The sequence below is a fragment of the Streptomyces sp. NPDC030995 genome (genome assembly GCF_055571215.1).
On record NZ_JBVIFS010000011.1, the window covers coordinates 150,587 to 162,906 of the forward strand.

Below are 12,320 nucleotides of genomic sequence, written 5' to 3' on the forward strand. Positions count from 1 at the left end.
ATTCGCAGACTACGACGACGGGCCCCATGAACCAAGAGGACTACGCACCCGAAGCGGCGTACGAAGCCGATCCGGGCTCCGTGGAGGATGCCGAGGCCACCCGGCGTGACGCGGGGGAAGCGGAGAGCAGCCGGGCCAGCCGCGGCTGGTGGGACCGCAACGCCGACGAGTACCAGAGCGAGCACGGCGCCTTCCTCGGCGACGACCGCTTCGTCTGGGGACCCGAGGGACTGGACGAGGCGGACGCGGCCCTCCTCGGCCCCGCCGCCTCCCTCAAGAACAAGGACGTCCTGGAGATCGGCGCCGGCGCCGCCCAGTGCTCGCGCTGGCTCGCCGCCCAGGGTGCCCGCCCGGTGGCCCTGGACCTCTCCCACCGCCAGCTCCAGCACGCCCTGCGCATCGGCGATGACGTCCCGCTGGTCGAGGCCGACGCCGGGAGGCTGCCCTTCCGCGACGGCTCCTTCGACCTCGCCTGCTCCGCCTACGGGGCCGTCCCCTTCGTCGCCGACCCGGTCAACGTCATGCGCGAGGTGCACCGCGTGCTGCGCCCCGGCGGCCGCTGGGTCTTCTCGGTGACCCACCCCATCCGCTGGGCCTTCCCGGACGAGCCCGGCCCCGAGGGGCTCTCCGTCGCCGCCTCCTACTTCGACCGGACCCCGTACGTGGAACAGGACGAGCAGGGCCGCGCCGTGTACGTGGAGCACCACCGCACCCTCGGCGACCGGGTCCGGGACGTGGTGGCGGGCGGATTCCGCCTGGTCGACCTGGTCGAGCCGGAGTGGCCCGAATGGAACAGCCAGGAGTGGGGCGGCTGGTCCCCCCTGCGCGGCAACCTGATCCCCGGTACGGCGATCTTCGTGTGCGAGAGGGACTGATCCCTTGATACGCCAGGCCGCCCTCGACGCGCTCCCCGTACGGGAGGCCGTCCCCGCCCTCGTCTCCGCGCTGGACGGCCACGGCACGGCCGTGCTCTGCGCCCCGCCCGGCACCGGCAAGACCACGCTGGTGCCCCTGGTGCTGGCGGGGCTGGTGGGGGGCGGCCCGCGCCGCCGGGTCGTGGTCGCCGAGCCCCGGCGGATCGCCGCCCGGGCCGCCGCGCGGCGGATGGCCTGGCTGCTGGGCGAGCCGGTCGGCGGCTCGGTGGGCTTCACGGTGCGCGGGGAGCGGGTGGCGGGCCCCGGCACGGTGGTGGAGGTCGTCACCACCGGGGTGCTGCTCCAGCGGCTCCAGCGCGACCAGGAGCTGGCCGGCGTGGACGTGGTGGTCCTGGACGAGTGCCACGAGCGCCACCTGGACGCCGATACGGTCGCCGCCTTCCTCCTCGACGTACGGGAAACCCTGCGCCCGGAGCTCCGGCTCGTGGCGGCTTCGGCGACGACCGATGCCGCGGGCTGGGCCCGGGTGCTCGGTCACGGCGGTGCCGGCGACGCGCCGGTGGTGCGGGCCGCGGGGGTCTCGTATCCGGTGGAGACCGTCTGGGCTCCCCCGGCCCGGCCGGTGCGGCCCCCGCACGGGATGCGGGTGGACCCGGCGCAGCTGACGCACGTGGCCTCGGTGGTGCGGCGGGCCCTCGCCGAGCGCGAGGGCGACGTCCTGTGCTTCCTGCCCGGCGTCGGCGAGATCGCCCGGGTCGCCGGGCAGCTGGGCGCGGTGGACGCGGAGGTGCTCCAGGTCCACGGCCGGGCTCCGGCGGCCGTGCAGGACGCGGCGCTGACGCCCTCGGAACATCGCCGGGTGATCCTCGCGACGGCCGTGGCGGAGTCCAGCCTGACCGTGCCGGGGGTGCGCGTGGTGGTGGACTCCGGGCTGGCCCGCGAGCCCCGGGTGGACCACGCCCGGGGGCTGGGCGCGCTGGCGACCGTACGGGCGTCCCGCGCGGCCGGACGCCAGCGGGCGGGCCGGGCCGGGCGTGAGGCGCCGGGCGCGGTGTACCGCTGCTGGGCCGAAGCGGAGGACGGCCGCCTGCCCGCGTTCCCCTCGCCGGAGATCCGCATGGCCGACCTGGCCCAGTTCGCCCTGCAGGCCGCCTGCTGGGGCGACCCGGAGGCGGCCGGGCTGGCGCTGCCGGACCCGCCGCCGGCCGGAGCCATGGCCGCGGCGCGGGAGGTGCTGGTCGCGGTCGGCGCCGTGGACCCGGCGGGGCGGCCGACCCCGCGCGGCCTGCGGATGGCCCGGCTCGGGCTGCACCCGCGGCTGGCCCGTGCCCTGCTGGACGGGGCCGACGCGCTGGGCGCACGGCGCGCGGCGGAGGTGGTGGCCCTGCTCAGCGAGGAGCCGCCGCGGGAGTACGGGGACGACCTGGCCGCGGCCTGGCGGGCGGCCCGGCGGGGCGGCGACGGCTACGCGGCCCGCTGGCGCGCGGAGGTCCGCCGGCTGGAGCGTGCCGCCGCCCAGGACCCTGCGGGGCTCGCCCCCACCCCGCCCCTTCCCGAAACCGGGGTCCGCGACCCCGGACCCCGCTCCCGGGGCTCCGCCCCGGACCCGACGGGGGCTCCGCCCCCGAACCCCCGCGCCTCAAACGCCGGCGAGGCTGAATATCCAGCCCCTCCGGCGTTTGAGGAGCGGGGTCCGGGGCGGAGCCCCGGCCTTTCAGCCTCGCCGCGCAATCCAGCCTCGCCGGCGTTTGAGGCGCGGGGTCTGGGGCGGAGCCCCGGCAGCGGCGCTGCACCCGACGATGCCGCGGCCGGGCTGATCGCCGCCCTCGCCTTCCCCGAGCGGGTCGCCAAGGCCAAGGGCGAGGGGGCCTTCCTCATGGCCTCCGGAACCGGGGCCGAGCTCGGCGACGGCTCCGGGCTGCGCCACGCGCCCTGGCTGGCCGTCGCCGTCGCCGACCGGCCCCCGCACTCCGCGTCCGCGCGCGTCCGGCTGGCCGCCGTCATCGACGAGGACACCGCCCGGGCCGCCGCCGCGCACCTCCTCACGGACACCGCCGAGGTGCACTGGGAGGACGAAGACGTGGTCGCCCGCGCAGCGCAGCGGCTCGGGGCGATCGACCTGGCCGTGCGACCCCTGCGCACCCCCGACCCGGCGCTCGTGCGGGCCGCCCTGCTCGACGGGCTGCGCGCCGAGGGGCTCGGCCTGCTGCGCTGGTCCCCGGACGCGCGGGCGCTGCGGGCCCGGCTGGGCTTCCTGCACCGGACGCTCGGCGGCGCCTGGCCCGACGTGGCGGATGACGGCGCCCTGCTGGACCGCGCCGACGACTGGCTGGAGCCCGAACTGTCCCGGGCCCGGCGCCGCGCGGACCTCGGGCGGATCGATGCCGGGCAGGCCCTGAACCGGCTGCTGCCGTGGGCCACCGGTGAGGCCGCCCGCCTCGACGAGCTGGCTCCGGAACGCCTGGAGGTGCCCAGCGGATCCCGGATCCGGGTGGACTACGCCGCGGAGCACGGGCAGCCGGTGCTGGCCGTGAAGCTCCAGGAGCTGTTCGGGCTGGCCGAGACCCCGCGGGTGGCGGGCGTGCCGGTGCTGGTACACCTGCTGTCCCCGGCCGGACGGCCCGCCGCCGTGACCGCCGACCTCGCCTCCTTCTGGCAGGGCGGCTACCGCGCCGTCCGCGCGGAGCTGCGCGGCCGCTACCCGAAGCACCCCTGGCCGGAGGACCCGGCCACCGCCGAGCCGACCCGCCACACCAACGCCCGGCTCAGGCGCTGACCCCTTCCTCCCGCTCCTCCCGCGCCCGGCGGCTGCGGGCCTCCAGCCACAGAGCGAGTCCCAGCAGCGCGAGCCCGCCGGCCGCCAGGCCGATCGGCGCGTAGGTGTGCAGCGCGAGGACCTTCGTACGGTTCGACTTGACCAGGTCGACCGTGTAGTCGGAGTAGTCCTCGCGCATGGTCACGTGCCCGGCGAAGGCGGTGAGCTTGCCGTCGGGGCCGCCCGCCGCGATGCCGCCGCGCATCTCCTGCTGGATGTCCTGCTCGGCGTTGACCGGAGCGCCGGTGACCGGGTCCACCCAGAACTTGGCCTTGACCGTGTACCAGAGGGTGGTGCCGGTGGCCGCCTCGATCGTCGCCGGGTCGATGCCCTCGATCGGCATCTTCTTCGGCATGGGGACCTTGGTCCAGGGGACGGTCTGCTCGAAGTAGTAGACGTCCATGCCTTTGAACTTGCGCGGTCCGACGTAGTGGATCGGCGAGGAGGTGCGGGTCTGCGCGTCGAAGTACAGGTAGTCGCGCGGCTCGGTGAAGAACGGCCACTTGAACTCGATGCCCTCGCGCTTGACGGCGTCTCCGTCGACCATCTCCCCGGTGGCGTGCACCGGGTCCTGGGTGTGCGCGTCGAAGATGTAGCGCTCGGGGATCTGGGAGACCATCTTCCCGTCCGGGCCGATGATGTACGAGAGCGTGTCCCAGACGACGACGTCCTTGCCCGCGCTCGACTCGATCTCCTTGGACGCCTCGACGTTGCCCTTGAGGGTCTGGACGATCGTGACCTTGTCGACCTTCTTCGGCTGCATGCCGCCGGTGTAGTCGAGCAGGGTCGCGTCCTTCGCCTCCAGGACCATCTCCTGGTACTGGTTCGCCGGGATCTTGGCGAGGCGGGGGTACGCGTACCAGCGCAGCAGTGGTGCGAGGGCTGCGCAGAACACGGCTAGGGCCAGCAGGACAAGGCTCGCTCTGCGTCGCACGGCCGGGCCCTCCTCTACTTTCCGGGCGCGGGGGGCGCGGTGGTGAGCAGGGGCTTGGGTGAGGTCTTGCCTTCGGGCGCCCCGAACGCCGTGACGGCGAGGACGAGGAGCACCGCGAGGGCGAGACCGCTGGCGGCGGCGATGGATGCGCGCATGCCGGGCCTCCGGAATCTGATAGGGCGTCAGGGCGGAGGCACCGTAGCAATGCGAGGGTGAGATGAGAACCGTTTGACTACGGGGTTTCCCCCGGCGTGGAGGCCGGGGACGAGGACGGCGACGGCGTGGCCTTCGGCACCGGGGTGGCCGTCGGGGACGCGGTGGGCTTGGGCTTGGCGGTCGGCGTGGGCGACGGGGTCGGGCTCGGGGTGGGCGTCGGGACGGGAGACGGCGTGGGGCTCGGCGTGGGAGTGGGAGTCGGTGTGGGTGACGGGGTCGGCGTCGGCGTAGGCGTCGGCGTGGGAGTCGGCTTCGGGTCCGGAGTCGGGGTGGGCGTCGGCGTGGGTGTGGGCGTCGGCGTGGGCTTCGGAGCCGGAGTGGGGGTCGGGGTCGGGGTCGGCGTGGGGGTCGGAGTCGGCGTGGGCTTCGGGGCCGGCTGCGTCGGGGCTCCCGCCCCCGTGCCCCCGGCGTCCGGGACCTCGTGCGTCCCCTTGAGGTAGTACGTGAACCAGGACCGCACCGTCCGCAGGTACTCCGTGGACCGGTTGTACGAGAGCACCGCCCGGTCCAGGTCCGCGTCCACCCGCAGGTCCCGGGTGCCCGCGCACAGGTAGCGTCCGGCCGCGAGGGCCGCGTCGTGCACGTTGTTGGGGTTGCGCCGCCCGTCGCCGTCCGCGTCCTGGCCCCACGCCGCCCACGTGGAGGGGATGAACTGCATCGGCCCGACCGCCCGGTCGTACCTGGCGTCCCCGTCGTAGGCCCCGCCGTCGGTGTCCGGGATGTTCGCGAAGCCGTTGCCGTCGAGCACCGGCCCCAGGATCGGCCGCAGCGTGGTCCCGGCCGTGTCCACCTGGCCGCCGCGCGCCTGCCCGGACTCCACCTTGCCGATCGCCGCGAGGAGTTGCCAGCGCAGCCCGCACCCGGGGTCGCTCTGTCCCACGGTCTTCTCCGCGCGCAGGTACGCCGCGAGCACGCTCGCCGGTATCCCCTGCGCGCCGTGCGCCACTCCTGTCCCGGACGCCGCCTGCCCGACTTCCGGCGTCGCGGCCTGCTCGGGCCGTGTCGCCGCCGCCTCGTCCGGCAGTACCACGGCCGGCGGCTCCGGGCTGGCCAGCGGCGGGAGTTCGGTGAAGTAGGCGGAGTCGCCGCCGGCCTCGTCCGCCGGGAGGGGCTGCGGGTCGCCCTCCGCCGCAGTCGCCCGGTCGGTACGCGCACCGGCCGGTCCCTGGGAAGCGGTCACCGCGGCGACCACCAGTGCGGAGATCAGGGCGGCCGTCGCGCCCCTGCGCAGCCTGCGTCCGATTATTCGAGCCGACATGAGCCGGACCCCTCCCCCTCGACGTCCGCGTGACCCTACGTCAGCTCCCTGCACAGGGCACGTGTCACGGGCCGGAATTCACCACATCCCCACGTCCGTGCGCAGGTCACGCATACTGTCGGGACCCTTCGGGCGCATTGGCCCGAAGTAAGGAACATCCACGGGAACGTCCAGGAGGGGTCTCATGCCGTTCACTCTCAGCCATGCGGCGGCGGTACTTCCGGCCATCCGCCGGACGGGGCGTGCACGGGGCCCCCTCGTCGCCTCGGCCCTGGTCCTCGGCTCGTTCGCGCCGGACACCTTCTACTTCACGGACGCGGTCGTCGAGGGCGTCATGGCCTACGGGAGCTTCACGCACTCGCTGCCGGGGGTGTTCACCGTGGACGCCGTGCTCACCGCCGTCCTCGTGGGGTGCTGGCTGCTGCTGCGCGAGCCGCTGATCGCGCTGCTGCCGCGCGGCTGGCGGGGCAGGGTCCACGCCTTCGTACGGGGCGAGGAGTGGCGTGTGCGCCGCCGACTGCCCGCGCTCATCGGCTGGTTCTACGTATCGGCGGTCGTCGGCTCCCTGACGCACGTGGTGTGGGACAGCTTCACGCACATAGACCGCTGGGGGACGAACGCGCTGCCGGAGCTCGTCGAGCCGCTCGCCTTCGACCTGCCCCTCTACTCGTATCTGCAGTACGGCACTTCGGCGGTCGCGGCCTGCGCCCTGCTCTGGTTCACCGGGACCGCGCTGCGGCGGCTGCCGGCCTCCCCGGCCCCGGCGTCCGTGCCGGTGCTCGGCCGCGCGGAGGTCCGGGGCGCGCTCGCCCTGGTCGTGGTGTGCGTGGCGGCCGGGGTCACGATGCGCGTGATCCGCTTCTTCACCTTCTTCGACCGGATCCGTACGCCGCTCGACATCATCCCGACGGTCTGCTTCGGCGCGGGCGGCGGCCTGGCCGTGGCCCTGCTGCTGTACGGGGTCCTCGTACGGCTCCGGCACCGCGGCGACCGCGCCCGCTCGGACGAGGAAACGCGGACGCCCGTCCCCACCGCCTGAGCGGGGACGGGCGCGGCCCTGGCCGTACGGGGCTCAGTGCGCGGCGGACTCCCAGTCCGGGCCGACGCCCACGGACACGTCCAGCGCGGCCCGGAGCTCGACGGCGGCGCCCATCTCGCGGCGCACCAGCTCCTCGACCTGCTTGCGCTCGCCCGGGGCGATCTCCAGCACGATTTCGTCGTGGACCTGGAGCAGCATCCGCGACTTCAGCCCGGCCGTCACGATCGCCTTGTCCACGCGCAGCATCGCGACCTTGACGATGTCGGCGGCGGTGCCCTGGATCGGCGCGTTGAGCGCCATCCGCTCGGCGGCCTCGCGGCGCTGACGGTTGTCGCTGTTGAGGTCGGGCAGGTACCGGCGGCGGCCGAAGACCGTGGCCGTGTATCCGGTGGCCCGGGCCTCGTCCACGACGCGCTGCAGGTACTCGCGGACCCCGCCGAACCGCTCGAAGAAGGTCTCCATCAGGCCGCGCGCCTCGGCGGGCTCGATGTTCAGCTGCTGGGCCAGGCCGAAGGCGGAGAGCCCGTACGCGAGACCGTACGACATGGCCTTGATCTTGCGGCGCATCTCGGCGTCGACCTCGGACCGCTCCACGCCGAACACCTGGGAGGCGACGGTGGTGTGCAGGTCCTCGCCGGTCGCGAACGCCTCGATCAGGCCCTCGTCCTCGGAGAGGTGGGCCATGACGCGCAGCTCGATCTGGCTGTAGTCGGCCGTCATGAGGGATTCGAAGCCCTCGCCGACGACGAAGCCGCGACGGATGGCGCGGCCCTCGTCGGTGCGCACCGGCACGTTCTGCAGGTTGGGGTCGGTGGAGGACAGGCGGCCGGTCGCGGCGACGGTCTGGCTGAAGCTGGTGTGCACCCGGCCGTCGGCGGCGATGGTCTTGACCAGGCCCTCCACGGTCACGCGCAGCTTGGCCTGCTCCCGGTGGCGGAGCATGATCACGGGCAGTTCGTGGTCGGTCTGCGTGGCCAGCCAGGCCAGCGCGTCCGCGTCCGTGGTGTAGCCGGTCTTGGTCTTCTTCGTCTTCGGCAGGTCCAGCTCGCCGAAGAAGACCTCCTGGAGCTGCTTGGGCGAGCCGAGGTTGAACTCGTGGCCGACCGCCGCGTGCGCCTCCTTCACCGCCTGCTGCACCGCGCCGGCGAACTGCTGCTCCATGGCCTCCAGGTGGTCCCGGTCGGCGGCGATGCCGGACCGCTCCATCCGGGCGAGGAGCTCGGAGGTCGGCAGCTCCATGTCGTGCAGCAGCTCGGCGGCGCCCACCTCGGCGAGCTTGTCGGTGAAGGCGTCGCCGAGGTCCAGGACGGCGCGGGCCTGCCCCATCAGGGCCTCGGCCTCGGCCGTGTCGTCGGCGCCGAAGGCCAGCTGGCCGTCGGCGGCGGCGGGGGCCAGCTCGCGGTGCAGGTACTCCATGGACAGGGCGTCCAGGTCGAAGGACCGGCGGCCCGGCTTGACCAGGTAGGCGGCGAGCGCGGTGTCCATGGCGACGCCCGCGAGGGCCCAGCCGTGCTCGGGGAAGACCCGCATCAGGCCCTTGGCGTTGTGCACCACCTTGGGCTTGGCCGGGTCGGCGGCCCAGGCCGCGAAGGCCTGCTCGTCCGCCTCGTCCAGCTCGGCGGGCGTGAACCAGGCGGCGGCGCCCCCGGCAGCGGCGAGCGCGATCTCGCTGACATTGCCCTGGCCCAGCGCCCAGCTGTCCACGGTCGCGATGCCCAGCGGGCCGCCCGCGTGGCTCTCCAGCCACGGCGCCAGCTCGCCCGCGCCCAGCACGGACGCGTCCAGCTCCACGGCGGCCACCGGAGCCGGGGCCTCCTCCTCGGCGGCGCCCGGGTCCACGGCGAGCAGCCGCTCGCGCAGCGACGCGTTGCGGATCTCCAGGACGTCCAGCACGCCGAGCATGGCGGTCCGGTCGTAGGGGGCGCGGACCAGGTCGGCCGGGGTCCGGGGCAGCTCCACGTCCTTGACCATCTCGGTCAGGACGCGGTTGAGCTTGACGGCCTCCAGGTGGTCCCGGAAGTTCTGCCCGGCCTTGCCCTTGACCTCCTCGGCGCGCTCCACGAGCTGCGCGAACGACCCGAACTGGGTGATCCACTTGGCTGCGGTCTTCTCGCCGACGCCCGGGATGCCCGGCAGGTTGTCGGACGGGTCGCCGCGCAGCGCCGCGAAGTCCGGATACTGCTGCGGGGTGAGCCCGTACTTCTCCTCGACCTTCTCCGGCGTGAACCGGGTGAGCTCGGAGACGCCCTTGGTCGGGTAGAGCACGGTGGTGTGCTCGGACACGAGCTGGAAGGAGTCACGGTCGCCCGTGACGATCAGCACGTCGAAGCCGAGGGCCTCTGCCTGCGTCGCCAGCGTCGCGATCACGTCGTCGGCCTCGAAGCCGTCGACCGCGAACCGCGGCACGTTCATCGCGTCGAGGAGCTCGCCGATCAGCTCGACCTGCCCCTTGAACTCGTCGGGGGTCTTGGAGCGGTTCGCCTTGTACTCGGGGAACTCCGTCGAGCGCCACGTCTTGCGGGAGACGTCGAACGCCACCGCGAAGTGCGTGGGCGCCTCGTCGCGCAGCGTGTTCGCCAGCATCGACGCGAAGCCGTAGATGGCGTTGGTCGGCTGGCCGGTCGCCGTCGTGAAGTTCTCCGCCGGCAGCGCGAAGAACGCCCGGTACGCCAGGGAGTGCCCGTCCATGAGCATCAGGCGGGGGCGGTCCGCTGCGGTCGTCTGGTCGGTCTTCTTCGATGCTGTCTCTGCCACGCCCCCGATCCTAGGCGCCCCCACCGACAATTCCGGACGGCCTGCACGGAGGGGCAAATCCGGCGTCGGCGATGTCGGCGGGGCGTGACAGGATCGGTGTATACGACAGGACTGTTCAAAGGGGAGCGTCATGGCCACCAAGCCGCCCGCAGGTGATCCGGTACAGGACGCGCCGCAGGTCGCGCCCCCCAAACACGCGGCCGCCGGGCTGCCCGCGATCGGGCACACCCTGAAGATCGCCCAGCAGCAGATGGGGCTGGCCCGCACCGCCCGCACCCTGCTCAAGGTCAACCAGAAGGACGGCTTCGACTGTCCGGGCTGCGCCTGGCCCGAGGGCGACAAGCGGCACACCGCCGAATTCTGCGAGAACGGCGCCAAGGCCGTCGCGGAGGAGGCCACGCTGCGCCGGGTCACCCCGGAGTTCTTCGCCGCGCACCCGCTCGCCGACCTGGCCACGCGCTCCGGGTACTGGCTGGGCCAGCAGGGCCGCATCACGCACCCCATGCTTCTGGAAAGGGGCGCCGCGGCCGATGGCGCCGACCGGTACGAGGCGGTGAGCTGGGAGCGGGCCTTCGGGATCATCGCGGAGGAGCTGACCGCCCTCGACTCCCCCGACGAGGCCCTCTTCTACACCTCGGGCCGCACCAGCAACGAGGCCGCGTTCCTCTTCCAGCTCTTCGCCCGCGAGTTCGGCACGAACAACCTGCCCGACTGCTCCAACATGTGCCACGAGTCCTCGGGCTCCGCGCTGAACGAGACCATCGGCATCGGCAAGGGCAGCGTCTCCCTCGAAGACCTCCACCAGGCCGACCTGATCATCGTCGCCGGGCAGAACCCGGGCACCAACCACCCGCGCATGCTGTCCGCCCTGGAACAGGCCAAGTCCGCCGGCGCGAAGATCATTTCCGTGAATCCGCTGCCCGAGGCCGGGATGGAGCGGTTCAAGAACCCGCAGACCCCCCTCGGCATGCTCAAGGGCACCGCCCTCAACGACCTGTTCCTGCAGATCCGCATCGGCGGCGACCAGGCCCTCTTCCGCCTCCTGAACAAGCTGGTCATCGAGGCGGGCGGCGCCACCGACGAGGCCTTCATCCGCGAGCACACCCACGGCTACGAGGAGTTCGCGGCGGCCGCCAAGGAAGCCGACTGGGAGGAGACCCTCACCGCGACCGGGCTGAACCGGCCCGAGATCGAGCGTGCCCTCGCCATGATCCTGGCCTCCGAGCGGACCATCGTCTGCTGGGCCATGGGCCTCACCCAGCACAAGCACGCCGTCGCCACCATCCGCGAGGTCGTCAACCTCCTGCTGCTGCGCGGCAACATCGGCCGCCCCGGCGCCGGCGTCTGCCCGGTCCGCGGCCACTCCAACGTGCAGGGCGACCGCACCATGGGGATCTTCGAACGGCCCGCGCCCGCCTTCCTCGACGCCCTCGACGCGGAATTCGGCATCACCTCGCCGCGCGGGCACGGCTTCGACGTGGTCCGCTCCATCCAGGCCCTGCGCGACGGCAAGGCCAAGGTCCTCTTCGCCATGGGCGGCAACTTCGTCGGCGCCACCCCCGACACCGAGGTCACCGAGGCCGCGATCCGCCGCGCCTCCCTGACCGTGCACGTGTCCACCAAGCTCAACCGCTCCCACGCGGTCACCGGCCGGCGCGCCCTGATCCTGCCCACCCTCGGCCGCACCGACAAGGACGTCCAGGCGAGCGGCAAGCAGTTCGTGACCGTCGAGGACTCCATGGGCATGGTCCACGCCTCCCGCGGCAACCTCGCCCCCGCCTCGCCGCAGCTGCTCTCCGAGCCGGCCATCGTGGCCCGCCTGGCACGCGCCGTCCTCGGCACGGCCTCGAAGACCCCGTGGGAGGAGTTCGAGCGGGACTACGCGACGATCCGCGACCGGATCTCCCGCGTGATCCCCGGCTTCGAGGACTTCAACGCCCGCGTCGCCCGCCCCGGCGGCTTCCAGCTGCCGCACGCCCCGCGCGACGAGCGCCGCTTCCCCACCACGACCGGCAAGGCCAATTTCACCGCGGCGCCCGTGGAGTACCCCAAGGTCCCCGAGGGCCGGCTGCTCCTGCAGACCCTGCGCAGCCACGACCAGTACAACACCACGATCTACGGCCTCGACGACCGCTACCGCGGCATCACCGGCGGCCGCCGCGTCGTCATGGTCAACCCCGCGGACGCGGCGGAGCTGGGCCTGGCCGACGGCTCGTACACGGACCTGGTGAGCGAGTGGAAGGACGGCGTGGAGCGGCGCGCGCCCGGCTTCCGGGTCGTGCACTACCCGACCGCCCGCGGCTGCGCCGCCGCCTACTACCCCGAGACCAATGTGCTGGTCCCGCTCGACTCCACCGCGGACACCAGCAACACCCCCGCGAGCAAGTCCGTGGTCATCCGCTTCGAGCCGGCCTGAACCGGCCTGATAG

The 12,320-nt window shown here is 73.6% G+C and carries 8 protein-coding genes; 4 read left to right on the forward strand and 4 right to left on the reverse strand.

Features of this window, described 5'->3' with window-relative positions; genetic code table 11:
• Positions 1 to 26 precede the first annotated feature (26 nt).
• Positions 27 to 875 carry a class I SAM-dependent methyltransferase gene (locus tag ACZ45T_RS18930; protein WP_468442616.1) on the forward strand — a complete coding sequence of 283 codons (849 nt, stop codon included), beginning with the start codon at positions 27 to 29 and terminating at the stop codon, positions 873 to 875.
• A gap of 4 nt (positions 876 to 879) precedes the next feature.
• Positions 880 to 3,651 (forward strand): ATP-dependent RNA helicase, encoded by a 2,772-nt coding sequence (locus ACZ45T_RS18935; RefSeq protein ID WP_468442618.1) that lies wholly within the window; start codon positions 880 to 882, stop codon positions 3,649 to 3,651.
• Here ACZ45T_RS18935 and pgfA read toward each other — a convergent pair.
• The 3 genes from pgfA to ACZ45T_RS18950 form a co-directional block, all read right to left on the reverse strand.
• Positions 3,641 to 4,624, reverse strand: coding sequence for a cell envelope lipid trafficking protein PgfA (gene pgfA, locus ACZ45T_RS18940; protein WP_468442620.1), 984 nt, complete (start codon positions 4,622 to 4,624; stop codon positions 3,641 to 3,643). The two genes, ACZ45T_RS18935 and pgfA, sit on opposite strands and share 11 nt — an antisense overlap.
• A 14-nt stretch (positions 4,625 to 4,638) precedes the next feature.
• Positions 4,639 to 4,779, reverse strand: coding sequence for an SPW_0924 family protein (locus ACZ45T_RS18945; protein ID WP_468442622.1), 141 nt, complete (start codon positions 4,777 to 4,779; stop codon positions 4,639 to 4,641).
• A gap of 77 nt (positions 4,780 to 4,856) precedes the next feature.
• Positions 4,857 to 6,098, reverse strand: a complete 1,242-nt coding sequence (locus tag ACZ45T_RS18950; protein WP_468442624.1) for a lytic transglycosylase domain-containing protein — start codon at positions 6,096 to 6,098, stop codon at positions 4,857 to 4,859.
• A gap of 184 nt (positions 6,099 to 6,282) precedes the next feature.
• Between ACZ45T_RS18950 and ACZ45T_RS18955 the strand changes: the two genes are divergently transcribed.
• Entirely contained in the window at positions 6,283 to 7,137 is an 855-nt protein-coding gene (locus ACZ45T_RS18955) for a DUF4184 family protein (RefSeq protein ID WP_468442626.1), read from the forward strand.
• 33 nt (positions 7,138 to 7,170) lie between these two features.
• On the opposite strand, the gene polA is transcribed toward ACZ45T_RS18955, so the two are convergent.
• Complete coding sequence (polA, locus tag ACZ45T_RS18960) at positions 7,171 to 9,891, reverse strand: DNA polymerase I (protein ID WP_468442628.1); 2,721 nt, start codon at positions 9,889 to 9,891, stop codon at positions 7,171 to 7,173.
• Positions 9,892 to 10,021: 130 nt separating this feature from the next.
• Here polA and ACZ45T_RS18965 point away from each other — a divergent pair, with 130 nt between their 5' ends.
• Positions 10,022 to 12,307, forward strand: a complete 2,286-nt coding sequence (locus tag ACZ45T_RS18965) for an FdhF/YdeP family oxidoreductase (protein ID WP_468442630.1) — start codon at positions 10,022 to 10,024, stop codon at positions 12,305 to 12,307.
• The last annotated feature ends 13 nt before the right edge of the window (positions 12,308 to 12,320 follow it).